Annotated in this window: 37 protein-coding genes and 2 tRNA genes; 15 read left to right on the top strand and 24 right to left on the bottom strand. The window is 66.4% G+C overall.

Going from position 1 to position 21,666, the window contains the following annotated elements; translation table 11 throughout:
• Positions 1-2: 2 nt before the first annotated feature.
• The 7 genes from DI526_RS01555 (at position 3) to DI526_RS01525 (ending at position 4,262) form a co-directional block, all read left to right on the top strand.
• Complete coding sequence (locus tag DI526_RS01555) at positions 3-1,049, top strand: ribonuclease E/G (protein WP_304273262.1); 1,047 nt, start codon at positions 3-5, stop codon at positions 1,047-1,049.
• Complete coding sequence (locus DI526_RS01550; RefSeq protein ID WP_304273260.1) at positions 1,046-1,219, top strand: DNA gyrase inhibitor YacG; 174 nt, start codon at positions 1,046-1,048, stop codon at positions 1,217-1,219. The genes DI526_RS01555 and DI526_RS01550 overlap by 4 nt, the downstream gene beginning before the upstream one ends.
• Positions 1,220-1,318: 99 nt before the next feature.
• Positions 1,319-1,394 (top strand) — tRNA-Phe (locus DI526_RS01545).
• A gap of 581 nt (positions 1,395-1,975) precedes the next feature.
• Complete coding sequence (locus DI526_RS01540; RefSeq protein WP_304273257.1) at positions 1,976-2,875, top strand: MotA/TolQ/ExbB proton channel family protein; 900 nt, start codon at positions 1,976-1,978, stop codon at positions 2,873-2,875.
• Positions 2,876-2,880: 5 nt separating this feature from the next.
• The gene (locus DI526_RS01535; RefSeq protein ID WP_304273255.1) at positions 2,881-3,312 is read left to right on the top strand and encodes a biopolymer transporter ExbD; all 432 of its coding nucleotides are present in this window, start codon (positions 2,881-2,883) and stop codon (positions 3,310-3,312) included.
• 13 nt (positions 3,313-3,325) lie between these two features.
• Positions 3,326-4,057 (top strand): energy transducer TonB, encoded by a 732-nt coding sequence (locus tag DI526_RS01530; RefSeq protein ID WP_304273252.1) that lies wholly within the window; start codon positions 3,326-3,328, stop codon positions 4,055-4,057.
• Positions 4,058-4,185: 128 nt separating this feature from the next.
• A tRNA-His gene (locus DI526_RS01525) sits at positions 4,186-4,262 on the top strand.
• Positions 4,263-4,318: 56 nt separating this feature from the next.
• On the opposite strand, the gene DI526_RS01520 is transcribed toward DI526_RS01525, so the two are convergent.
• From DI526_RS01520 to DI526_RS01465, 12 genes are all read right to left on the bottom strand, one after another.
• A complete protein-coding gene (locus DI526_RS01520) occupies positions 4,319-5,476 on the bottom strand; it encodes a hypothetical protein (protein ID WP_304273248.1) in 1,158 nt (385 codons plus the stop codon).
• 15 nt (positions 5,477-5,491) lie between these two features.
• Entirely contained in the window at positions 5,492-5,770 is a 279-nt protein-coding gene (locus DI526_RS01515; protein WP_304273246.1) for a hypothetical protein, read from the bottom strand.
• On the bottom strand, positions 5,767-6,039 hold the full coding sequence (locus DI526_RS01510) for a hypothetical protein (protein WP_304273243.1): 273 nt from the start codon (positions 6,037-6,039) through the stop codon (positions 5,767-5,769). Before DI526_RS01510 ends, DI526_RS01515 begins: the two co-directional genes overlap by 4 nt.
• The gene (locus tag DI526_RS01505; RefSeq protein WP_304273240.1) at positions 6,036-6,698 is read right to left on the bottom strand and encodes an HNH endonuclease; all 663 of its coding nucleotides are present in this window, start codon (positions 6,696-6,698) and stop codon (positions 6,036-6,038) included. Before DI526_RS01505 ends, DI526_RS01510 begins: the two co-directional genes overlap by 4 nt.
• A complete protein-coding gene (locus tag DI526_RS01500; protein ID WP_304273237.1) occupies positions 6,688-6,942 on the bottom strand; it encodes a hypothetical protein in 255 nt (84 codons plus the stop codon). The genes DI526_RS01505 and DI526_RS01500 overlap by 11 nt, the downstream gene beginning before the upstream one ends.
• Before the next feature lie 2 nt (positions 6,943-6,944).
• The gene (locus DI526_RS01495; protein ID WP_304273235.1) at positions 6,945-7,454 is read right to left on the bottom strand and encodes an ASCH/PUA domain-containing protein; all 510 of its coding nucleotides are present in this window, start codon (positions 7,452-7,454) and stop codon (positions 6,945-6,947) included.
• A gap of 1 nt (position 7,455) precedes the next feature.
• Entirely contained in the window at positions 7,456-7,770 is a 315-nt protein-coding gene (locus tag DI526_RS01490; protein ID WP_304273232.1) for a hypothetical protein, read from the bottom strand.
• On the bottom strand, positions 7,770-8,189 hold the full coding sequence (locus DI526_RS01485; protein WP_304273229.1) for a helix-turn-helix domain-containing protein: 420 nt from the start codon (positions 8,187-8,189) through the stop codon (positions 7,770-7,772). Before DI526_RS01485 ends, DI526_RS01490 begins: the two co-directional genes overlap by 1 nt.
• 91 nt (positions 8,190-8,280) lie before the next feature.
• Positions 8,281-8,520, bottom strand: coding sequence for a hypothetical protein (locus DI526_RS01480; protein ID WP_304273226.1), 240 nt, complete (start codon positions 8,518-8,520; stop codon positions 8,281-8,283).
• Positions 8,521-8,629: 109 nt separating this feature from the next.
• Complete coding sequence (locus DI526_RS01475) at positions 8,630-8,833, bottom strand: hypothetical protein (RefSeq protein WP_304273223.1); 204 nt, start codon at positions 8,831-8,833, stop codon at positions 8,630-8,632.
• Positions 8,833-9,102, bottom strand: a complete 270-nt coding sequence (locus tag DI526_RS01470) for a DUF2312 domain-containing protein (RefSeq protein ID WP_304273221.1) — start codon at positions 9,100-9,102, stop codon at positions 8,833-8,835. Before DI526_RS01470 ends, DI526_RS01475 begins: the two co-directional genes overlap by 1 nt.
• Before the next feature lie 211 nt (positions 9,103-9,313).
• Positions 9,314-9,625, bottom strand: a complete 312-nt coding sequence (locus tag DI526_RS01465; RefSeq protein WP_304273218.1) for a hypothetical protein — start codon at positions 9,623-9,625, stop codon at positions 9,314-9,316.
• A 259-nt stretch (positions 9,626-9,884) separates the two neighbouring features.
• On the opposite strand from DI526_RS01465, the gene DI526_RS01460 reads away from it, so the two are divergent.
• Positions 9,885-10,034: a hypothetical protein gene (locus DI526_RS01460; RefSeq protein WP_304273215.1), complete on the top strand. Its 150-nt coding sequence runs from the start codon at positions 9,885-9,887 to the stop codon at positions 10,032-10,034.
• Complete coding sequence (locus DI526_RS01455; RefSeq protein ID WP_304273212.1) at positions 10,031-10,267, top strand: hypothetical protein; 237 nt, start codon at positions 10,031-10,033, stop codon at positions 10,265-10,267. Before DI526_RS01460 ends, DI526_RS01455 begins: the two co-directional genes overlap by 4 nt.
• Here DI526_RS01455 and DI526_RS01450 read toward each other — a convergent pair.
• On the bottom strand, positions 10,260-10,454 hold the full coding sequence (locus tag DI526_RS01450) for a hypothetical protein (protein ID WP_304273209.1): 195 nt from the start codon (positions 10,452-10,454) through the stop codon (positions 10,260-10,262). The genes DI526_RS01455 and DI526_RS01450 overlap by 8 nt on opposite strands.
• Before the next feature lie 287 nt (positions 10,455-10,741).
• On the opposite strand from DI526_RS01450, the gene DI526_RS01445 reads away from it, so the two are divergent.
• Positions 10,742-10,876: a hypothetical protein gene (locus DI526_RS01445; protein ID WP_304273207.1), complete on the top strand. Its 135-nt coding sequence runs from the start codon at positions 10,742-10,744 to the stop codon at positions 10,874-10,876.
• Between the two features lie 163 nt (positions 10,877-11,039).
• Here the strand turns inward: DI526_RS01445 and DI526_RS01440 are convergent, their stop codons facing one another.
• Both DI526_RS01440 and DI526_RS01435 read right to left on the bottom strand, forming a co-directional pair.
• On the bottom strand, positions 11,040-11,594 hold the full coding sequence (locus tag DI526_RS01440; protein WP_304273204.1) for a hypothetical protein: 555 nt from the start codon (positions 11,592-11,594) through the stop codon (positions 11,040-11,042).
• 119 nt (positions 11,595-11,713) lie between these two features.
• Positions 11,714-11,923, bottom strand: coding sequence for a hypothetical protein (locus tag DI526_RS01435; RefSeq protein ID WP_304273201.1), 210 nt, complete (start codon positions 11,921-11,923; stop codon positions 11,714-11,716).
• A gap of 742 nt (positions 11,924-12,665) precedes the next feature.
• Between DI526_RS01435 and DI526_RS01430 the strand changes: the two genes are divergently transcribed.
• Positions 12,666-13,088: a hypothetical protein gene (locus DI526_RS01430; protein ID WP_304273198.1), complete on the top strand. Its 423-nt coding sequence runs from the start codon at positions 12,666-12,668 to the stop codon at positions 13,086-13,088.
• Entirely contained in the window at positions 13,085-13,804 is a 720-nt protein-coding gene (locus DI526_RS01425) for a helix-turn-helix domain-containing protein (RefSeq protein ID WP_304273195.1), read from the top strand. Before DI526_RS01430 ends, DI526_RS01425 begins: the two co-directional genes overlap by 4 nt.
• A gap of 406 nt (positions 13,805-14,210) precedes the next feature.
• Here DI526_RS01425 and DI526_RS01420 read toward each other — a convergent pair whose 3' ends face one another.
• Entirely contained in the window at positions 14,211-14,528 is a 318-nt protein-coding gene (locus DI526_RS01420; protein WP_304273192.1) for a HigA family addiction module antitoxin, read from the bottom strand.
• A 40-nt stretch (positions 14,529-14,568) separates the two neighbouring features.
• Positions 14,569-14,850: a type II toxin-antitoxin system RelE/ParE family toxin gene (locus DI526_RS01415; RefSeq protein WP_304273190.1), complete on the bottom strand. Its 282-nt coding sequence runs from the start codon at positions 14,848-14,850 to the stop codon at positions 14,569-14,571.
• Positions 14,851-15,249: 399 nt separating this feature from the next.
• Here DI526_RS01415 and DI526_RS01410 point away from each other — a divergent pair, with 399 nt between their 5' ends.
• From DI526_RS01410 to DI526_RS01400, 3 genes are read left to right on the top strand one after another with little or no spacing between them, the layout of a single operon-like run.
• On the top strand, positions 15,250-15,426 hold the full coding sequence (locus tag DI526_RS01410; protein ID WP_304273189.1) for a hypothetical protein: 177 nt from the start codon (positions 15,250-15,252) through the stop codon (positions 15,424-15,426).
• Between the two features lie 49 nt (positions 15,427-15,475).
• A complete protein-coding gene (locus DI526_RS01405; protein ID WP_304273186.1) occupies positions 15,476-15,661 on the top strand; it encodes a type II toxin-antitoxin system HicA family toxin in 186 nt (61 codons plus the stop codon).
• Positions 15,661-16,092 carry a type II toxin-antitoxin system HicB family antitoxin gene (locus DI526_RS01400; RefSeq protein ID WP_304273183.1) on the top strand — a complete coding sequence of 144 codons (432 nt, stop codon included), beginning with the start codon at positions 15,661-15,663 and terminating at the stop codon, positions 16,090-16,092. Before DI526_RS01405 ends, DI526_RS01400 begins: the two co-directional genes overlap by 1 nt.
• Before the next feature lie 117 nt (positions 16,093-16,209).
• Here DI526_RS01400 and DI526_RS01395 read toward each other — a convergent pair whose 3' ends face one another.
• From DI526_RS01395 to DI526_RS01365, 7 genes are all read right to left on the bottom strand, one after another.
• Complete coding sequence (locus tag DI526_RS01395; RefSeq protein ID WP_304273180.1) at positions 16,210-16,488, bottom strand: ogr/Delta-like zinc finger family protein; 279 nt, start codon at positions 16,486-16,488, stop codon at positions 16,210-16,212.
• A gap of 109 nt (positions 16,489-16,597) precedes the next feature.
• Positions 16,598-17,578, bottom strand: a complete 981-nt coding sequence (locus DI526_RS01390; protein WP_304273179.1) for a contractile injection system protein, VgrG/Pvc8 family — start codon at positions 17,576-17,578, stop codon at positions 16,598-16,600.
• Positions 17,578-18,075, bottom strand: a complete 498-nt coding sequence (locus DI526_RS01385; RefSeq protein ID WP_304273176.1) for a phage tail protein — start codon at positions 18,073-18,075, stop codon at positions 17,578-17,580. The genes DI526_RS01390 and DI526_RS01385 overlap by 1 nt, the downstream gene beginning before the upstream one ends.
• Positions 18,076-18,083: 8 nt before the next feature.
• The gene (locus DI526_RS01380; RefSeq protein ID WP_304273174.1) at positions 18,084-20,564 is read right to left on the bottom strand and encodes a phage tail tape measure protein; all 2,481 of its coding nucleotides are present in this window, start codon (positions 20,562-20,564) and stop codon (positions 18,084-18,086) included.
• Between the two features lies 1 nt (position 20,565).
• On the bottom strand, positions 20,566-20,694 hold the full coding sequence (locus DI526_RS01375; protein ID WP_304273172.1) for a GpE family phage tail protein: 129 nt from the start codon (positions 20,692-20,694) through the stop codon (positions 20,566-20,568).
• A gap of 29 nt (positions 20,695-20,723) precedes the next feature.
• The gene (locus DI526_RS01370; protein ID WP_304273170.1) at positions 20,724-21,020 is read right to left on the bottom strand and encodes a phage tail assembly protein; all 297 of its coding nucleotides are present in this window, start codon (positions 21,018-21,020) and stop codon (positions 20,724-20,726) included.
• A 121-nt stretch (positions 21,021-21,141) separates the two neighbouring features.
• Positions 21,142-21,654, bottom strand: a complete 513-nt coding sequence (locus tag DI526_RS01365; protein ID WP_304273167.1) for a phage major tail tube protein — start codon at positions 21,652-21,654, stop codon at positions 21,142-21,144.
• Between the last annotated feature and the right edge of the window lie 12 nt (positions 21,655-21,666).

Genomic DNA, 21,666 nt, shown 5'->3' with positions numbered 1-21,666 from the left:
TCATGAGTGAACGTAGAGCCTATCTCTACAAGGGCGTCGGCGAGACGGTCGGGGTGGTCACCCTGGACGGCCGTCCCGAGCGCCTGTTCGTCTCCTGGCCCACGGACGATCTGTTGGACGCTGAGGGCGTGCGCGGCGTCGCCCGGGTCAAGTCGATCGAAAAGAGCTTCGCCTCGGCCTTCGTCGCCTTGCCGGGCGGACAGGACGTGATCCTGCCCCTGCGCCCCGACATGCCCAGGCTGGTCGAAGGCGGCCTCGTCGAGATCGAGATCAAGACCGCCTCGCGCCAGGGCAAGGCCGCCGTCGCGCGGTTCGTGGCGGAAGGGGAGGGCGAGCCGCGCGTGTTGGGCACGGCGCCGACCATCGAGGAGCGCCTTCGCCACCATGTGAAGGCCGGTTCGCCCACGACCGGGGAAAAGGCCCTCCAGGCCGTCGAGGAGGCCGAGGCCGACGCCCTGGCCACCATCTTCGCCCTGCCCGGCGGCGGCGACATCGCCGTGGAGCCGACTCGCGCCCTGACGGCGGTCGACGTCGATCTGGGCGGCCGTGAGGCTTCCGATTCGAAGCGCGCCGCGCGTCAGGCCAATATGGCGGCGCTTAGCGTCGCCTCCCGCGTGCTGCGCCTGAAGGGGCTTGGGGGAATCATCGTCTTCGATCTGGTCGGTCGCGGCCACGACGGCCAGGCCCTGACCACGGCCGCCCGCAACGCGTTCGCCGCCGACAATCCTGGCGTTGGCGTGGGCGCGATCAGCAAGTTCGGCACGCTCGAGATGATCGTGCCGCGCCGCGCGCCGCCGATCCTGGATCGCCTGCTGACGCCGGCGGGCGCCCCGAATCCCCGGCACCAGGCCCGCCGCCTGGCACGGGCCTTGGAACGCGAGGGCAGGGCGCAGGGCGGAGCGCGCCTGACCGCGCGTTGTTCGTCGGCTGTGGCGCAAGCCTTCGCCGCCGAGCTCGACGGCGGAGTCGCCGAGCGCCTGGGGCGTCGCTTCACCGTCGAATCTGAGACCAATTGGCCGGACGACCGTATGGAGGTGTTCGCCACATGAGCACGGGGTGCCCGATTTGCGGCAAGCCTGTCGAAAAGGCCTTCCGCCCCTTCTGTTCGAAGCGCTGCGCCGACGTCGACCTGCAGCGGTGGCTGAGCGGTCGCTACGTCGTCGCCGGCGGCGACGATGACGAGGAAAATCCGCCTTCCGAACTCATCAACAGGGAATGACAAAAGGGCGCTGGACTTCGCCGCGCGCCTTCTCTATAGACCCGGCTCCTCGCTTCGCCGCGAGGTCGCCGGGGCGGTTTCCACCGCCAAGGTTCAGATGCCTGGGTAGCTCAGTTGGTAGAGCAGCGGATTGAAAATCCGCGTGTCGCTGGTTCGATTCCGGCCCCAGGCACCATCTTCCTCAATTTTCCCAAAGATCTGGCTCGGACGCCTTCGCGTCTATGCTCAAGCTCGGCCGGCGCCGCTTTCTCCATCCGCGCGAATTCTTTGGCGGGACGCGAAAGTCGTCATTTGCCAAGTCGGCGGGCGCCTGCCTTCATCGACCATCGTTTTGTTGCCTTGCTGCGGTGCAGCATCGCCAATCTTCTTGCAGGGGGAAAAACGCCCCGTTTTCCCGAAAAGCCCTTTGTGCGTCGCGGTAAACGCCGGACTCTTCCACCGTGTACGACGATTTTGTGCCTAAACGAGCCCCTTGACGGTGCGAAAAGGGGTTGCCAAAGGACCACAGCCGCAATTCTAACATTGCGGTAAGACCGGAGCCCCTCAGACGGGCCTCGGTCGCACGCGCTTCGAAACGATCCTTCTGGAGGCCTAGTCCTCGTTGAGGGGCGTAACGGGTCGAGCGCAGCGAAGCGGGTCCGTCCCGAGGGGAGAGAAATCGAACCCCGGAACGGGCTATTCAGAGTTAGGGTGGAGACGCTCTCGCGCGACGACCCTCGGTCCAAACGTGCTAGACCAATCAGGAACTGGCGACAGATGCTCGACATTAAACGGAAGACCCCCCTCATCGCTCTCGTCGGCGCCGTTGCGCTGATGGCGAGCGCCCCGGCGTTCGCTCAAGACGCCAAGCCCGCCGATCCGGCCGCCGCCTCGGCTCCCGCCGACGCCGCCGCCACGCCGGCCGCCACCCCGGCTCCGGAAGCGGCTCCGGCCGAAGCTCCGGCCGCTGAAGGCGAAAGCAAGGGCGGCCACTCGCTGACCCCCGTCGGCATGTTCCTCGCCGCCGGCGCCGTCGTGAAGGTCGTCATGATCGGCCTGCTGCTGGCCTCGGTCTTCTCGTGGGTGCTGCTGCTCACCAAGATTTTCGAGTTCGCCGGCCTGAACAAGCAATCGGACAAGTTCCTGGAAGCCTTCCGCGGCGCTCGCTCGATCGCCGACATCGCGCGCATCAGCTCGTCGGAAGAATTCGAAGGCAACCCGATGGCCGACATGGCCGCCGCCGCCTCGCAGGAAGTCGAACTGTCGCGTCAAGCTGGCCTGCAAGTCGCCGGCGAGCACCGCGACTCGACGCTGGCCCGCGCCACCTACGCCATCAACGCCGTCCAGTCCTCGCTGGCCAAGCGTCTGTCGGGCGGCATGGTGTTCCTGGCCTCGGTCGGTTCGGCCGGTCCGTTCATCGGTCTGTTCGGTACGGTTTACGGCATCATGACGTCGTTCATCGGTATCGCTAACACCAACACCACCAACCTCGCCGTCGTGGCGCCGGGTATCGCTGAAGCCCTGCTCGCCACCGGTATCGGCCTCTTCGCCGCTATCCCGGCCGTTATCTTCTACAACTACTTCCAGACCCGCATCTCGGGTTACGGCACCCGCTCGGAAGGCTTCGTTGCTGAACTGATGAACGCCATCTCGCGTCAGCTCGACAAGGGGGCGTAACACCCATGGCCGCCAAACTCTCAGGCGGTGGGGGCGACAGGTTCAACGTCGAGCAGAACAGCGACATCAACGTTACGCCCTTCGTGGACGTTATGCTGGTGCTTCTGATCATCTTCATGGTGGCGGCTCCGCTCGCCTCCGTGTCGATCGAGGTGAACCTGCCCGCGGCGGTGGCTAAGTCGTCGCCGCCTCCTTCCAAGCCGGTTTACGTCACGATCAAGGAGTCGGGTCAGCTCTACCTTGGCGATAACGAGACCAGCATCGATGAGCTGGGCTTGGATATCACCCAGAACATGGGCCGTCGCGATCCCACCAAGGAGCGCATCTTCATCCGGGCCGACGAAAAGGTTCGCTACGGGGCTTTCATGGAGGTGATGAACACCCTCCAGGATAACGGCTTCTACAGCGTGGCGCTCGTTGGACGGGATGATAGCTAAGTAGGGGTGCTGCATGGCTGAACAACAAACGCCCGAGCATCGCCACTACGATCCGCTCACCTCGGAAGGTCCGCGCCGCAAGAAGGGCATGGGGCCGTTCGGCTTCGCCCTGATCGTGGTGCTCGGTCTGCACGGGCTTCTCTTCCTGTATCTCGCGAAGCAGAAGTTCGAAGCGGTGTTCCAGGAGTACTCGGACGACGCGACGGTTGTGGAGCTGCCTCCGCCTCCGCCGCCGCCTCCGCCGCCTCCTCCGCCGCCGCCGCCGACCAACGAACCGCCGCCGCCTCCGGCCGTGGTCCAGCCGCGTCCCCCGGTGGCTCCGCCGCCGGACGTGACGCCGCCGCCGCCGCTGCCGATCCCGCCCGTTGAAAAGCGGGTTGAGACGACCGCTCCGCCGGTCATCTCGCAGGCTCCGCCGGTTCCGACGAACCCGCCGGCTCGCGCCTCGGTCGTGACCCGTCCTGACTGGGCCCGTAAGCCCAGCGCGGACGACATGGCCCGCTACTTCCCCGACCGCGCTCAGCGGATGGAAGTCAGCGGCAAGGCGACGATCTCGTGCACCGTCACGGCGAAGGGTTCGCTTGAAGGCTGCTCGGTCGTGTCCGAGACGCCGGCTGACATGGGCTTCGGCGACGCCGCGCTCAAGCTGTCGCGTCTGTTCCGGATGAAGCCGAAGACCCTCGACGGCGCGCCCGTCGACGGTGGCCAGGTGACCGTCCCGCTGGTGTTCCAAGTCCCGCAATAGGACCTGGATCCAGGCGAAAGCTAGGAGACGCCCCGGAGTTTCGGCTCCGGGGCGTTTTCCTGTTAAATCATCTGGATCGGCGCTTGATCCCAGGGGCCGATCCGACTAAAGACGACGCCTCGCGATGAGCCGGCTTAGCTCAGTTGGTTAGAGCGCTAGATTGTGGATCTAGAGGTCCTCGGTTCGAGCCCGAGAGCTGGTACCATCGCAAGAGACTGAAGGGGCTCGGCTTTTTGGCCGGGCCCTTTTCGTTGGGCGAAATCATTTTCCACTTTTTTGCCACTCCTTTTTCCACTCGTCTCCGAGGTCGCGGGTCCGCATCGCGAGAATTAGCGCCTGGCCGTCTCTGCTCATGCGCAGACGATCGGCCTGGCGGCGGTATTGGGCGAAGCTGGTCGGGCTGCTGTGACCCATCAGGGCCGCGCCCTGGGCGTCCGTGCAGCCCGCCAGGGCCGCTTCCACGCCTCGCGTATGGCGAAGGCCGTGGAAGTCGTAATCGGGGCTCTCCAGGCGCTCCTGGGCGTGCAGACGGCCGACGAGGTCGGCGAGGGCCTGGCCCAGGCCCGACTCCGTGAAGCGCAGATTGCGCGTGTTGTAGACCAGGGTCGCCGGAGGCAGCTTGATGACGCCGCTCTTGCGCTCGACGTGCTCCTGCCACTTGGACTTGGGCTGGGCGGCCGGCGTCTTCGCCAGCCAGGCCGTCAGCAGAGGATCCTCCGGCATATCGACCGGGATCTTCTTCTTGGTCGACAGGAAGCGGAAGTGGCCGGCCTGGCGCGCGGTCTTGGGGATCTTGACCAGGTCGCCGCGCCTCGCGCCGACATAGCGCGCGATCGCGACGGCCCGGGCCAGGCCGAACTGGCGCTCCTCGATCGCGGCCTCGATCACCCTGGTGACCTCGATCTCAGGCCAGATGATGTGCGGTTCCTTCAGGTCGGCCGGGCGGCGCACGCCATCGATCAGACTGAAGGGGTCGGACTGAGCGCCGTCGGCGATCAGGGCCGGCTTGATGACGTTCTTCAGCACCTGCAGGCGCAGGTTCGCGGCCCGATAGCCTTGCTTGGCCCATTCGTTCCTCAGCTCGAGGATGAACGCCGGCGTAAAGGCGCTGATCGGCAGGGCGCCCATGTCTTCCTCGAACTCGCCCAGGAAGATCCGATAGAGGGCCTTGGTCGAGTCGGCGTTGTTCAGGAAGTTGGCGTCCTCGAGCTCGTAGGTGCGCAGCGCCTCGCTCAACGTGCCCTTGCGGGCTCGCGGCGCGGTGTGGCCGGCGATCAGCGCCTTGATCTCTTCCTCGAGCGCGGAACCGGCCTCTTCGCCGGGGGCGGGAAGGGGGGCTTTGAGCGGGATGAGCGGCAAGCCCTTCTTGCGAAGGTACAGCTCGCCGTTCGGGCCGGGGACCTTCTTGACGTACTTCACGACGACAACCTGGTGCTATCGGCGCGCAGCGCGCTTGCGGACTCGCTGCAGGGCCGCCTGCGCCTGGTCAACCGCTGCGTCCTGGTCGGAGGGTTCGCCGCGGGCCGGAAGCGAGTCAATGAGTCGGTCCAGGTCGCTCCGACGCCACCGGACGCCGCGGATCCCGCCCAAATCCCTTGGGGCCACGTTGTAGCGCGCCGACAGGGCCTTGAACTGGGTCTCGCCCAGCTGGGTGTAGGCGCAGGCCAGCTCGAGATCCATCATCGCGGGCCAGTGGGGGAGTGAGCCGATCATCGGGCAGCTTCCACGGTGGTCTTTAGGGCGAGAGCGAGCGCCTGAAGGCGCTCAATGCAGTCGAGGCTTTCGAGTACTGGCGGCGGGTTTTCCCAGGCGGCGAGCACCGGAACGGCGGAGATCTTCGCCGGCAAGTCGGCGATGACAGCTCGCAGCGGGGCCGGAAGCGCGTCGAACGCGGCCATCTCCACCTCGCTCGAGACGCGAAGCGTCGGGAGCGCCGAGATCAGGAATCCGTTGCAATGGGGAGAGGCCGCCGCCGTCGTCATTTCGCGGCCTTCCGGCGCAAGGCAGCCGCCTTGACCTTCACCTTCGCGAGGTTGAGCAGGGCAGGGCGGAGATCCGCGGGCGCTTCGTCGAACCCGGGCCGCTTCTTGTGTGGTCCGCCATTCAGGGTCGGCATGATGGCGCGCTCGACCAGCATCCAGTTGCTGGGATCGGTGTTGGTCTTGTCGCCGTCGACCGACTTGAGGCAGTGCCCGGCCGGAACCGGTCCGTTCAACGCCTCCCAGTTGATGATGTGCACCGCCCGCCAACGCGCCTGCAGGGGCAGATCGTCGTTGATCTTGCGCTCGAGGTAGCCGTCGGGGTGGCGTCGCTCCGTGCCGATCGGCTTGTAGAGCAGCGCGGCGCGCCCTGTGCGGTCGCCCTTCTTGAACTGGGTTCGGACGGCATTGGGATGGCGGCCGCCGACGCCAGAAGGGCAGGGCTTTCCCTTGTTGGCGGGGATGGCGCCCTTCTCGAACCGCCCGCTGCGTCCCGTCTTCCAACCCTTGCGCTTTCGAAGGGCGTGAAGGTTGTCGGCCGACACGTCGGGCCTGGTGAAGGCCTGCTGGAACCCAGCGAGATAGTCCGCGAACGGCAGGGTGCAGTTTGCCTCGAGCCAAGCGAGTTCGGCGGGCGTGTAGACGATGCGCTTACCCCTCATAGCTCGGTCCGATCATGGGAAGGTTGGACGGCAGGTGGTCGGTCAGGCGCTTGCCGTGCTCCGCGACGAGCTCGGCGGCCCGCAGCTGCAGGCCGGCCGTCCGGATGATCTGCTCGGAGACGTCGACGATCGCTTCGGTTCGGCGGATCTCGAGATCGATCCGGGTGGCGTCCATCTCCTCTTCGCTGAGGCGCTCGAGCTGGGCGAACAGGTGGTTGTTTAGGTCGACGAGCTTGTTCTTCATGCTCAGGCCGCCTCGAGGCCGGGGGCGACAGCGCGGACGATGTCGGCGGCCCCGATATGAAATGCGGCCTCGTCCTTCGAAGCTTGCGCCACGGCGGCGTGCCTGGAGGCCGCCACGGCCATCGATGCGTGCTCGTAGTTGGTGGACACCTTGAGGGCGTTCTCGGCCCTCAGGATGGCGCTCGAGGCGGCGGCGAGATGCCATTCAGCAAGCGAAGAAGGGGTGAGGTCCTCGACCGCCTTCACATCGCCCAGCTTGGGCACGTGGCCAAAGCCGATGACGACGAAGCCATGGATGACCCCTCCGTGGTCCTCCTCGCTCAGCAGATAGGTGATCTGACGCGTCTCGGTCTGACCGCTGAAGGTGTCCGTGCCCGGGCTGTACTCACGCAGCACGATCAGGTCACCGACTTGGAAGTCGCGGTCATTGCGGCGGATCTCGAACGTCTTGAGCCCTTCGCGGACGGCGGCGAAGTAGGCGGGCCAGCACTTCAGCTCATGGATTGCGGTCATCTCAGTGATCTCGCGGGCTAGGGGTGTCGGGGTGGCAGGCGGTGCAGATGTCCGCGCCCGCCCATGCGCAGCCGTCGTCGCAGGCGTGGAGATCCCAGCAGCCGCAGACCCTGCAGGTCCGGCGGCCGGCCGCCTGATTGATCGCGACGGCCTGGCCGTGGGCGAAGGCCCTGACGATGGCGATCGTGAAGTCCTGGGCGGATACGACCGGCACGGGGCCGCCGCAGCGCTCTTCCATCAGGCGCGCGGCCAGGGCCAGGCCGTCCTCCTCGAGCTGGTCCAGCTGGACGGCGACGATCGGCGTCTCGGCGGCCATCAGGCGGCGATCCTGGTGATGGCCGTGGCGTCGTGGATGGCCTTGACCACATTCAGCACGCTGGCGCGTTGCGCGGGATCGAGGTCGACGTACAGACGCGCCAGCTCGGGCCCGCCGTTGTTGGCCATCATGAGGGTGACCTGGTCGACCTCGGCCGCGACGTCCAGGTCCTGGTCGGCGGCGGGCAGGCCATCGAAGAAGAAGCCCACGTCGGTATGCAGCTCACGGGCGAACAGATAGAGCACCGAGCACGAAACCCGGTTCGCGCCGTTCTCGTACTTCTGGATCTGCTGAAACGTCTTGCCGACGGCGTCCGCCAGTTTCTGCTGCGAGACGTTGAGCATCTTCCGGCGCATGCGGATCCGCGCGCCGACATGCACGTCGATGAAGTGGGGCGTGTGGTCTTCCTGGTCGCTCATCTTCTGCTTCCTTTGAGGGCGATGACCATGGCGGTGACGAACCCGATGAAGATCATCATCGCCGCGGCGAGGGCTTGGATTGGGCGGCGCACTAGGGCGTCTCCTTGGGCCAGTACCGGCCGAACTCGTCGTAGAGCCCGCGGACCACGGGAACGGGCGCTTGATGCTTCACGTGCTCCTCAAGCCAGGCGCCGAGAGCGGCCAGGCGAAGCAATTCACGTATCCCGCTGTACGCGGCGATCGAGACGCCAGACTTCACGGCGACGAGGGCCAGGCCCTCGCGATCTTGCCGATCCAGCAATCCTCGCAGTTCTTGAAGGCGGTAATTCATCACAGCCGCCGCAGAGCGATCGCCAGACCCAGCCAGACCACGGGCATGGCGACGACCAGGACGAGCCAGAGCGTGGGCCGGCGAGGGCGGCGAGGGCGAAACTCGGTGATCAACGCAGGATCCTCCGCGCCACTAGGACCGCGGCGGCCGCGCGGATCCGGCTGCTCCAGAAGCGCAGGGCGAAGACTCGCTCGACCAGGCCCCCGGCGGGCGCGGGCGGCATGTAGTTGAAGCCCTGCCAGGCCGGGGCGTTGTCGTTGTGGGGCGCCGGCGGCGTGCGCCGTTGCGGGAAGAGCTTGATCGCGGCCGACATCAGAGTTCACCGATGGCGGAGAGGTAGAGGTCGAGGATCGCGTCCTCTTCCTGGCGCTTGGCGCGATCCTGCTGGCGCAGGCGGACGACCTTCTTCAGCACCTTGACGTCGAAGCCGTTGCCCTTGGCCTCGGCGTAGACCTCCTTGATCTGCTCCATGGTCTCGGCCTTCTCGACCTCGAGGCGCTCGACGCGCTCGATGATCGACTTCAGCTGGGCCTGGGCGGTGCTGTTGAGGACGTCGGAATGGGGAATTGAGTCGTCAGCCACGGCGGACTCCTTGCTAGAGGATGTCCGCCCAGGGCCGCTGAGCGGCTAAGGGGGAAGGACGTCAACGGCGCAAGATCGCGCGTCGCCCTGGGTGGACAGGTGGAGTTTGGCAAAACCAAACTTCCTGTCAAGCGTGTCGTTTGGAAAAACGAAACTGATTAGTGTGCCGGGGGCGATCCGCAGTTCCTTTTACGTGAACTGCGGGGTGATGTCAGGTGCCAGTGCGTCTCGTTTTTCGCGCTGGCGGGGCCGCCGTCGGGAGGAACCGCTCGCCTTCTGGATTAATAGCGAACGCTGGTTGCCCTTGCACGATTCGCTCGGCCGTCTTGTAGAGCTCGCGGATCGCCAGCGCTTTGGAGGGCGGCATCAGCAATTCGTAGGGTTCAATACCTAACCAGCTCGCCACTTCATTTATTTTGTCGCGCTTGTAGGGCTGCTTCCCGTGAAAAATGAAGTTGGCGCGGCTCTTGTCCCAGCCGAGCTCCTTGGTGAGGTCGGCTTGAATTTTGCCGAAGTGCCTCATCCACTCTTGCAGATACCAATCGGGTTCTTGGTTTGGCATTCCGCAAGTATGGGCGAGATTGATCTCTTCGGCGGTCCCGCAAAACGCAAATCCGCACCTTGACGTAGAGTTTGGAAAAGACAAACTTCCGAGCACTATGTCGGACCTCGCGACCTATCGAAAATCACAGCGCCTGACCCAAACCCAGCTGGCATCAGCGTTCGGGTTGCGGTCGAAGGGGCATTGGAGCCGCATTGAGCGTGGCCTCGAAGCGTGCCCGATGAAGCTGGCCCTGCGGATCGAGGACGTCTCCGACGGCGAGATCCTGGCTACTTCCGTGGTTGAGCCGGAGGATGCGCAGTTGCTCACACGGTATGCCGACCGGGCGATCGCGCGAGCGCTCCGTTCGGCGGAGCAAGGCCACGCATGACCGACGCCTTCACGCCCGAGCAGGAAGAACGGATCAAAGCGCTCCTCGATGAGGCCGGCGGGGCGACAGATCTTCGCCTGGTTCGCCTGGAGTGCCTGCGTCTCGCGGTGGGATCGCGGCGGGCGGACTGCGTCGAGCTGGCGCGGGAATTCTACAGTTTCGTGGCCGGCCGAACGGCCGAGGCGCCGCGCCCCTTGAACGACGCGGCGCAGGATCAAGCCGATGTCAGGTAAGGTCCCTCGTATCGAACGGGCGGCCGTAAGCGGCCTTGAGGCATTGTTCGAAAACCTTGAGCTGTCGCTTGACGTAATCGGCCTGGGTCTCGCCGCTCTGCCTCGTGGGCTGGCTGAGTTTCTCCCAAAGATCGAAAGCCACGCGCTGGGGCGAGCCGTCGCTCTTGTTGGCCGGACTATCCGACATTCAGTTCTCTCCATGGTTGGGTTTGCAGCTTCCATGAAGAGGCGTCCCGTCGATTCGCGCCAGCGGATCGGCGGGGCGAGCCTTGCGTCCCTTTCAGCTCTCAGCGTGGCGGGCCTAGAAGCACCCGCCGCGCCGAGCCGCCCCGCCGGCCGGCCCCCATCCCTCGCCGGCGGGGCATCCAACACCGAGCCGCCAGGTCGAGCATGACCAAGGCCGGGGGGCACATCACAGAACAAGGCGACGCCGCGGCGGACGATCTCACGGTCGTCCTGGGCCGAGAGCGCTTCATGGTCGTATGGACCGCGCGCGGCCTGCAACTGCACGTCGCCGGCGTCGCCGCGCCCGTGCGCCTTAGCGCCGATGGAGCCCGTCACCTGGCCGACCTGCTTATCGCGGCGGCCGACCTCGAGGAGGCGGCATGAGCGTCTGGGAGGGGATCAAGTGGGGCGGAGTCGCCCTGTCTTTCCTCATGGCGGCTGCAGCGCTGCTCAAGGGCTTGATCTGGCTGGTAACTTGGTCGCGTGAAACCTGGATCTGGCAGATCCAGTTGGCCATAGCCGAGATCAAGCCGCCGCCGCCTAAGGCTCAGGTTTGGCTGGTTTTCACCGCAATGTTCATCCTGGCCCTCGCCCACTGCGCCTTGCTGGGTGCGATGGTCCTGGAGATCAGGCATCTGCCGGTGTCGTGGTCGAACACCTTGAACGACACCCGCCAAGGCTTGTCGGTCTGCCCGGTCACAACGAAGTCGCAGCCCACCAGCGGCGAACCGGCTTCCATCGGCGTCAAAGCCACATGACGCGGGCCGCGAAATGTCAACGGCGGCAGCACGGGCGAGCCTTCGACCCCGCGGAGCCAGGCCACGTCTGGGGACGGGGGCTCCACTATGGCGATGGAGGGCGTCTTGCCCTTCGCCGCCGCGTAGAGACGACGCCGGCGCCAGCCGGGAACGGCATAGCGCGCCTGGACCCGCCAAATGGTCGGCGTCAATGGGTCCAGGTAGAACTGGATTGCCGTGTGATAGCGCCACCAGCTTGCGGCGAACCGAACCGTCGCTATGGCCGCCATCAAATAGGCGAGCACAGTCCCCAGGGCCTGTACGCCGTCGCCGTTGGCATTGAACCACGCCAGCACCTTCAGCACCGCAGCGCTCCGGGGCGGTGGGCATGACGACGCATTCCAAGTTCTCCGTGGGGTGGTTCAGGGAACCCACGAAGAAGCGCCCCGTCGATTCGCGCCAGCGCTTCGACGGGGCTGTTTCCTCACGAAATGGTGGGCGTGCGGCCCAGGGCCAGCTCGAGCAGCCGGATTTTGTGGGCCTGGACCATGGGCTCGCCGGGGACCACTTCGGGTTCTCCGCGATCGAGCATCTGGGCGCGGATCCGCGCGATGGCCAGGGTCTTGTCGAGCAGGCCGGGCGCGGCGCGCTCGATGGCCTGCACCAGGTCGGTGACGATGGAGGTGAGGGCCATGACCTCGACCTCCAGGGGCTGCGGAAGGGGAAGGGCGGTCGCCCTGGGTTCCGCGTCGGTAATCGCGTCCTGCCCCACAGGCGCGACGCAGCTAGATCCGTCCAAAATACGCTCCAATACACACAAACGGCGTCGGAAATGGCCGTTTCACTGGAGCTTTGCAATCCGTACCCACCCCAAATGCGGGCGCATTCAACCGTTGCGCGGCATAGGGGTGGGGTATTCCCCCCACAGGCGACATAGCGATGGCGCGCAGGTGGTCCGAGTATTGGTCCAATCCGCCGTTCAGTATCGCTTACCGCGCGTTGTTCCTGATTCGATCCAGAGTTTACCAAGGTGTTAAGGCCGCGCTGGCGGCCAGCACCGGCCGGGCGCGCGCGCTTGCGCGCCTGGCGCGGGATCGCGAGCGCCTCGCGCGCGCCTTGAACCATCGCATCGGCGTGGATGCTCGCTGCCGCCACCGGCCGCCGGGGAGCGCCTGACGCAGGTTCCGCCAGGTCGCGGACGACGGCTGAAGCGCCACCATTGAAATCATCACCGATCACGGATCGCGCCCCCGCGTCGCCTTGAGGCAACGCGCGGGATTGCTGTTGTCTGATCGCCACGACGCCCGCCGCCCCTGCTGGGACGGCGGACCGGATCGTGCGCGCCAGACGTCGGGCAATCCCGCGCGTCGACCAGGGCGAACGTGCGTGGAGCAAGCGCGGCCGTCATCGGGAAAGCCGTGGGGGAGTTCCCGAACGTGCATGCAAAGCGTCATGCCCTGCTCGCGCGCCTATTGATCGAGGCGAACGGCGGGCTCGAGAAGTCGGCCGACAATTGTCGGCTGGATAAGTCGCAGCTCCAGAGGTTCTGCGACACCAGGTACCGGCAATGGATGCCGGCCGACGTCATCGACGATCTGGAAGCGGCGTGCGGCCGCAAGATCTACTCGCTGGCCCTGGCGGCCGCCGAGCCGTCGACGGAAGCCATCGACAGCCTGCTGGTCGAGGCCTGCGAGTTCTCGGAAGAGACGGCCATCCTGCAGCGGGCGATCCGCAAGGCGGTCGAGGACGGCCGGATAGACGAGGTCCTGGAAGGGCCGCAGATCGATCGGCTGCTCGAGCTGACCGAGCAGCGTCTGCGCGACCTGCGCGCGGCCCGCGACAGGAGCCGGCCGGCATGAGCGGGGTCATTGAAATCGACCTGACGCCGTTCTCCGGCCAGGCCAAGCGCGAGCCTCTGGAACGCCGCACAGGATCCGCCGTCCGGCGGCGCAGCAAGGCCGCCGGCGGCGAGAAAGGCACAACCATCACCTGGACGCAGCGGCGCCTGCGCCTCGACGCGTTCGACAGGATCGCCCGCGAACGCCGCCAGCCCGGCCGGCGCTGGGGCGCGGCGGGCACGTTCTCGCGCCACGATCGCGAGATCCTCGCCCAGCTGCTGGCGCTGGCCGCCCGGCACCGAGGCCAGGTGTTCCCGACTATCCAGGAGATCGCCCATCGCGTCGGCTGCACCGTTCGCAGCGTCGTGAACGGCCTGAAGCGGCTCAAGGCGGCCGGCTTCGTCGAATGGGACCGCCGGTATGTGGAAACGGGCAAGCAAGGCCTTCGCGGCCCGCAGGTGGAGCAGACGTCCAACTTCTACTACCTGCCGCTGCCGACGGCCGCCGCGACCCTGATCGAGGCCTGGCGGCGCGCCAGGGCGCCACGAGAGACCGAAGCCCAGGAGCATGAACGCCAGGCCCAGGAAGAGCGCGCCAGGGCCTGGAAAGCGGCCGACGACCGCCAGGCGTGGCTTTCGAAGTTGAAGCCTGGCTCCCCCTTCCATCGCGCCGAGGAACTCGCCGAACGCGGCCATTCGGGGCGCGGCCAAGGCAAGGGGCCAGCCGACACCACCTAACGTGATTTCCCCCAGGGACGTGAATCCCTGACTGACGTCTTTACAGAAGGAAGAGGAAAGGCGTCGACCTGCCGGTCGACCAGTTATCCAGGCCCGTTCGAGAACCCAGACCCCCTGCTTCAACCCGCAGCGATCCAGTGGCCCCGGAGGCGCTGCTTTCGCATGTCTGCGGCCCTGCCTGCGGCCCCGCCGAATATGCTCTCCGGAGAGAGCAAGCGGTTTCCGTCAGCGGCACCTGGACGACCGCCGGGGAGGCTGATCGGCCGAAGCGAGGCGGTTATGCTTGCAATCTTGCAGGATTGCAAGGATGCAAGATTGCGGCTTTCGACGCCATGGCGACTACGGCTGTCGTGAGCGGCGACGCGGCAGGGCGGAGCGGCAATTCTGCATAGCTGCAAGATCGCAGCTATGCAGCGTCAACCCGGGCGATCGCCGCCAGTTCGTCGCGATGGGCGATGACCTCGCGCGACAGATCATGCTGCGCCTGCAGGTTCATCCAGTACTGGGCGCTGGCGCCGAACACGCGCTCGAGGCGCAGGGCCGTGTCCGGGGTCACGGGCTGCATTTCGCGGGCCAGGCGCTCGATGCGGGTGCGATCCTTCAGGCCCATGCGCTTGGCCAGCGCGCCGGCCGAGAGGCCGAGCGGCGCCATATAGTCCTCCCGCAGGATCTCGCCGGGGTGGGGGAGGGGGGATGCGAAGTCGTATTCCAGGAAGGTGGACATGTGGTTTTCCTCGGTATGGGCATGGCGGCTGGCGAGGCCTTTAGTGGTAGTCGCCGAACCAGACCTCTTCGGGACCCTGAGGACCCCAGATGAAGGTGACCCGGAACTGGTCGTTCACCGAAAGGGACCAGCGGCCCGCCTGGTCGCCGGTCAGCTGGTGGAGGCGGTTGCCCGGGGGCGACTTGAGCTGTTCGACCTCGGTGGCGGCGTTCAGCTGGGCCAGGAGGCGGCGGGCCCGGCGGACCAGGTCGGCCGGAAAGCCCTTCGGGGTCTTGCCCTCGAACACCGCCTTGGCTTCCTTGGTTTTCCAGCTCTGGATCATGACAACCTCTCGACGGGTTGTTTGTAGCGCGATGCGCTACGTGGTGCAAGTGAAATGTAGCGCGGCGCGCCACAACTGACGTGCAGCACCGCAAGACCGCAAAAATGCAAGCCTGCAAGTCTGCAACATGGAAGCCAGCCTCGGCGAAACTGTTCGTGATTTGTTCTCATCGTGGCCGCGCGCTACAGGCGCGGCATGGGTGGGATCAATCCAGACAGAGCCATAAGCCCGCCGTCGCCCCTGGCGGCGATGACGTTCGCAGAGATCCAGGCAGCGGAGTGGACACTTCGCCAGAGGTGCCGTCGTTGCGGCATCGTGCTTCGTGTCTCTCTTCCGGTGGCCATCGCGGCGCTGGGCCGTGAGGCGATACCGTGGGGCCGGGCGCCGCCCTGCCCAGTCGTGTCTGACAACCGGTTCCTGTGTGATGGCCGCATGTTCTATCTGGCGCGGGCAACCCGTCACGGGACCTGGGTGTCCATGGCCGCGCCGCCGAACCAGACCGAACTGGACCTCTGGCGCTCCAGGACGTCGGGCCTCAGCTACGACGAGATCAAAGCCGCGCGTATGAGCAAATAAGCTCAACACTTCTGTTGACTTCAACAGAAGTGTTGACTATGTTACACCCATGAACGCGAACGAACTCAAGCGCTGGCTCTCCAAGCAAGGTTGCACCTTCGAGACGCACCGGGGCGGCTCTGGTCACCTCACCGTCCGCCTGGGCGACCGGACCTCGCAACTCCCGATGCACGGGGCGCGCAAGGAGCTGGGCACGGGCCTCGTCAACAAGATCAAGAAGGATTTGGGCCTCTAATGGCGGTCTATCCCATCACCCTCACCTCGGACGACAACGACACGTTCATGGTCACGTCGTCCGCCTTTCCAGAGCTGGCCACATTCGGCGAGAGCGAGGCGGCCGCCAAGGCCCAGGCGGTCGAGGCGATCCTCGAAGCCATCGCCGCGCGCATGTCGGGCGGCGAGGACGTTCCGGCGCCGGGCGATCACGCCCGCCGCGACGGTGGCGCAACGGTGGCGGTCCCCCTCAACGTCGAGGCCAAGGTCTGGCTTTATCGCTGCCTGATCGCGGCCGGTATCAACCGGGCGGAGCTGGCGCGCCGCCTAGGCTGGCATCGCCCGCAAGTCGATCGACTGTTCGATCTCGATCACCAATCGAAGAACGAGCAGCTGGAGGCGGCCTTCGCGGCTCTGGGCTATCAGGTCGGTCTCACTGTGAGCGCCGCGTAGCCCTCGATCTCGACTGGCGCGACGCGCCTTGCAGATTTGCAGGATCGCAGCGCTGCAAGTCCGCCCGGAGAGGCGGCTTCAAAGAGAGGGAAGCCGGGCGGTAGACTGGCGAAGCTCTCAGGCCTCCGCCAGGTCCTCGATCGCGCTGTCGTTCGCCGGCGTCGGGGGGGCGGCCGGCGCCGAGGCGCGGAACCTGGCGCTTAAGGGCAGCACCACGTCCCTTGCCGGATTCATCGATGGGCAAATCGTCTGGATGACTTCGCAGCGGGTCAAGAAGGTGTGGCGGCACTCGACGTTTTCGCAGGCGTAGTAGATGTCGCGAACAAGCTTGGTTTGCGGCTTGGTCGCGTAGACTTTGGCCGTGGTGTCGCAGTGCGGGCAGATCGCTCGGCTCATAGGCAGGTAACCCCCGACAGGTTGTGGACCAACATACCGCGTTTGTTACGGTAGAGATACGGCCGAACTCTTCCTGAGGTCGTCCTGCGTGATTCAACAGCGTGGCGGTTCAAGGCGCGTTCTCCAGTTGCAGAGAGGTGGTGAAGCCGCCGTCGCCGAACGTGTGGGTCACTTGGGTCACCAGCCAGGTCGGATCGCTGACCTGGCGCTTGTAGCCCTCGAAGCGGACCTTGCATTCGGGGTGGATGTCGGCGCGCCCCTCGACCAGGGCGAAGGTCATTTCGGCCGCGCCGCGCTGGACGCGGGTCCACTCGGCGGCCGCGGCGCGATCGGCCTCGGCCTTGCTGGCGTAGACGGTCTTCAGGCGGCGCGAGCCGTCCTTTTCGCCGGCCGTCGTCGTGTGCCGGCGGGCAGCGCCGCCTTCGTGATAGCTGGCCGTCACGCCCTTGTACTTGTCTCGGCTGGCCGTCTTCCAGGTCGCCTTTCCGTCTTTCCGGGTCAGGGTGATCTCGGGCAACGGCTTGCCTGATGGGGTCTGGCCCGCGCCGATGGGCCCGAAGATCATGGACCCGGCCTTGATGGTCGCGACGGCGTCGTGGTCGCGGCCCAGGCGGCGCAGGAACGCGATGTCGCTTTCGCGGCTCTGGGCGATGATCTTGATCGGCCGGGCCGCCAGATCCGGCGCGATCCTTGTCGTCAGGCCCGCGCCGGCGGCGAGCTGGCCGACGACGTCGCCCAGCGTGGTGTCTCGCCAGCTGCGCTCGCGCCGTATCCGCAAGTCGGCGGTGAAGTCGGCCGACCGGGCGCGGACGGTGATCTTGGCCGGTTCGTCGTCCCAGGCGATCTCGTCGGCCTTGAACGCACCCATCCCCCGCAACGGCTCGCCGCGCCAGCCCAGGGCCAGGGTGATGATCGCCCCGGCCGGGGGAATGGCCAGCTTGTCGTCATGGTCTGTGATGACGAGGTCCAACTGGTCGGCCTCGTCGCCCCGCTGGGAGGTCAGGGTCAGCGACATGAAGCGCGGATCCAGGACGCTGCTCAGGTCCTTGCCGTCGACCACCACTGCGCAGGCGGGGGAGCGCAACGCCATCAGACCAGCCCGCCTTCGGCCAGGAGAGCCTTCTCGTCCTCGGAAAGGACGTCCTTTTCCGCGTCGTCCACGTCGACCGTTTCGTCGAAGTAGCTCTTCTCGACCCGGCCGGCGAGTGCGTCGGCGTCGTCGACGGCCTCGAGGTCGAGCATGAAGTCATAACGGAGGGCGGTTCCGTCGGTCTGCAGATAGCCGCGCCGCTCGTCGAGCCCGACGATCAGGAAGGCCCCGAACACCGTACCATCCCCGCCGACCAGCGGCTGCGCCTCGCCCCTGGCCGCCAGGGTGCGGAGCCGGTTGAGCGAGGAGGCGTCGCCGGCCAGCGTCGGCACCAGGTCGCCGGCGAGCGATAACCGGTCATCGCCCGGGCCAAGATATTGCGCGGCGGATCGGGCCTGCTGACGCGTGTTGCGCGCGTAGCGCCAATCGGTGCGGCGGTTGAGCTCCTGGGGCAGCATCGTCTCGAGGCTGAAGACGAAGTCGCCCAGCGCGAACATGTTCGACATCAGACCCAGCCGTCCTCGTATTGGGCGTTCCTGCGCGTCGGCGCGAGGGCCTTGTTGACCGCGCCGGCGACGTGGTCACCGACCAGCTTTGCCAGCTGCGAATCGTCCTGCCCGGGCGCGGCGTTGATGGTGATGTTGATGACGATCGGCGGCGCGCCGCCGGCGGCGGCCTGGGCGCCGGGCCGCATGCCCGCCGGCGGAGCGGAGACCGCGGCCTGGCCGCTGGCGCTGGTGGCGACCAAGGCGGCGGCGCCCGCGACGTGCGCCAGCCTCGGCGCGGCGCGGCTGAAATGGTCGGCAAGTCCTCCGGCGATCGCGCGCACCCGGGCCAGGGGGGCGGCCTGGCCGTCCTCGAGGCCCTTGTCCAGGCCCGCCATGACGAAGCCGCCCAGGCCCGCGAAGACCCGAGAGGGAGAGTGGATCCCGAGCTTTTCCTTGAACCAGGCCACGATCTTTCCGCCGGCGTTGAAGATCGTGTCCTTCACCTGGCCGAGCCCGCTGCCGATGCCCTGGACGAGACCCGACATCAGGTGCTTGCCGGCCTCGTAAAAGACCACGCTCAGCTTGGTGATGAACGCGACGGCCTCCCGAAAGTGCTGGACGACGCCCGCCCAGACGGCTCCCACGATCGGAACGAGCTGGTGCCAGCCCTTCACCAAGCCGATGACGGCGACGATACCGACCCCAATGATGGCGACGACCGCCGCGATCGTGCTCGCGAGGGCGCCGACTGTCACGCCGAGCGCTGCGGCGGCCCCGCCCAGGGCGGCAAGGAAAGCCAGGATCGGCGCGACGACCAGGGCGATGGCGGCGACAGCGGCGACGAAAACGCCGACCACCACGGCGCCCTTGGCCAGCAGCTGGGCCAATTTGGGGTGCTCATGGGTCCAGGCGCGGAAGTTCTTGGCGATCGCCGCCACCTTGGTCGCGCCGGCCGTGATGATCGGCAGTAGCTTCTGCCCCATCTCGATGTTGATCGCCTGCAGGCCGTTATTCGCCAAGCCGACCGCGCCCGACGTCGTCGCGATCCGCGCCAGGTATTCCTTGTTCATCGACCCCGTGTAGGCGGTCGCGTCGCCGACCAGCTGCAGCCGCGCCTTCAACTGATCGAGCTGGGTCAGCATCGGAGCGATCGCCGCCACCGATTCCGAGCCGAAGAGGTCGGTCAGCAACCCGGCCTGCTTGTCCTTGGGCAGCTTGCCGATGCGCTCCAGGACGGACTCGATGGTCGCGCCGGCGTTCTTCTGCATGTCCTTTGAGACCTGCTCGGCGTTGAGACCGAGCGCCTTGAAGGCGGCCTGTTGATCCTTGGTTGCCGCCGTCCCCTTAGTAAGGGTGAGCAGCAGGTTCTTGATCCCGGTCGCGCTTATCTCCTCCTGGATCCCGAGCTTATCGAGCATCGCGCCCATGGCGGCCGTCTGGGCGGCGCTGACGCCGGCGACTTCGCCCAGCACGCCGATCCGGGTGACTATCGACGACACATTGCCGGCACTGCCGCCGAACCTGTTGGTGAGCGCGTTGATCTGGTCGGCGAGCTCACGGACCTTGGGCTGTGTCAGGTCGAACGCCGTGCGCCAGGTCGCCATCATCGAGCCGGCGTCTTCGGCTGCGACGTCGAAGGCGACGCCCATCTTCGCCGCGTCCTCGGTGAACGTGATCAGTTCGGTCTTGGCGATTTGAGAACGACCGGCAGCGGCCGCGATCGTGGCGAGCTCCTCGGCCTGCATACCGGGCATGTCGGTGCTGGTGTCCAGCAAGCGACGGCCGAACGCGTCGGCCTCCTGGTGGTTCTTGAAGTCGACCACCTTGTTGATATCGGCCAGGGCGTCCTCGTAGTTCATGGCCGGGCGCGCCGGAACCTCGATCGCGCGCTCGACGCCCAAAGCCCCAGCGCCGGCCACGGCGCTGACAGCCAGAGCCTTGCCGGCGCGACCGCCGCCGGCCGCAATGATACGGCTGGCCTTGGCGTGTCGGGCCTGGCGCTCGGCCAGTTCCTCGAGCTTGCCCTTCTGGGCGTCCAGAGCCCGGTTGGCCTCCCGGACCTGGTCGTGCAGCTTGTCCTGGGCGCGGGCCATGTCACCAGTCTCGAACCCGGCCGCCTGCAGCTTTCCCTTGACCTGCTCGAGGCGGGTGACCTGCTCGCGCTGTTTGGCCTCGAGCTTGGCGACGGCATCTGCGGCCTTCGCCGTCTCGTTCATGAGACGCTTGGTCGGCTTGGCGGTCTCGTCAAACTGGCGCTCGAGCGCGGCGGCGGTAGCCCGCGCCTTCTTCATTTCCGCGCCGGTGGCCACAATGTCCTGCTCGAGCTTCTGAAAGCCGGTGAGACTGCGCTGGGTCTTTTCCAGGTCCGAGAGGCGGTCGCGGGCGGCCTTCAGGTCCTTGGTCAGATTCTTGGAGGCCTGGCCCGCCTTGTTGAAGGGAGCGGTGATGCGCTCGACACCAGCCAGGATGATCTCCAGGCGCATGCTGCGGTCGGCCACGTCAGTCTTCCTTGATGCCGTTCATTTTGCGCCAGCGATCGATGGCCATCGATCGCCATCGGACAATCTCGGGCACCGTCTCGACGACGCCGGCCGGCGGCCATCCGAAGACCGCCACGATGTCGGCCATCGCCTCGTCGGTGCTTTCAGGGAGACCGACTAATTGTCCGTCCCGAGCAAAAAACCCGCCACCTCGCTGGCCATTTTCACGAGGTCCGCCACGTCGATCGCCGGCTTGTCGCCGGCGAAGTCACCCCGGTGGACCACAGGATTGCTGATACGCGGCAGAAGGGTCTGCACGTCCTTCACGTCCATCTGCAGCAGCGGCACGAGCGATAGGCCGTGCAGTTCGCTGCCGCCCGGCTTGCGCAGGCGGACCGTGGTGTAAGTCGTCTCGCCGCGCACCAGCGGCCTCTTCAGGGGAACGTCGACGAAATCGGAAGCTGTGTCGGTCATGGAAGCCTCGTTGCTTTTGGTCGCCAGGCGGGGACGTCAGCGCCTGGCCCCGCCGGCGGCGCGGGAAAGCTCCCTCGTGAGCCCCGGAGCGCACGCCGCCCGCGTTGTCGGTGAAGGGGGATCAGACGCCGCCGGCGGCCTGGCGCAGCTTGGCGGTGAGATCGACGCCGCCGATCTTGATCAGGCGGTTGAGCTTGTCGATTTCGGCCTCTTCGACGCCGTCGATCGTCAGCTTGTAGTAGACGCAGTCGACCACGTACTTGTGCTCGGTGTCCTTGCCGACCTCGGCGTCGCCCGGGTCCCACTCGTTCTGCTGGCCGCGAACGACGATCTCGGCCTGCGACGTCTCGCCGGTGTCGGGCCGCTGGTAGGCGCCAGTGAAGCGAAGCTGGACGCCATCGATGGCGGTCGCGCCCATGGCGCGGATCGACTGCACCACCAAGCCGGCCAGGGTGTATTCCAGCTTCAGCTCGTCGATCTGGCCGTTACGGTAGTTGATCGGGCCGATCTCGGTGTTGTGCTTGTCGGTCATGAACTTCAGCGGCGGCGGCTTCACCACCTTGGCCTCGCCCCCGTAGCCGTAGCCGTTCAGGAACGTGTTCATCATCATCAGCTTCGAGGGAAGCTTGCTCATAGGGGCGCTCCA

The sequence above is a fragment of the Caulobacter segnis genome (genome assembly GCF_003243465.1).
Lineage (GTDB): Bacteria > Pseudomonadota > Alphaproteobacteria > Caulobacterales > Caulobacteraceae > Caulobacter > Caulobacter segnis_A.
This window is presented reverse-complemented; position numbering and strand designations above follow the sequence as displayed.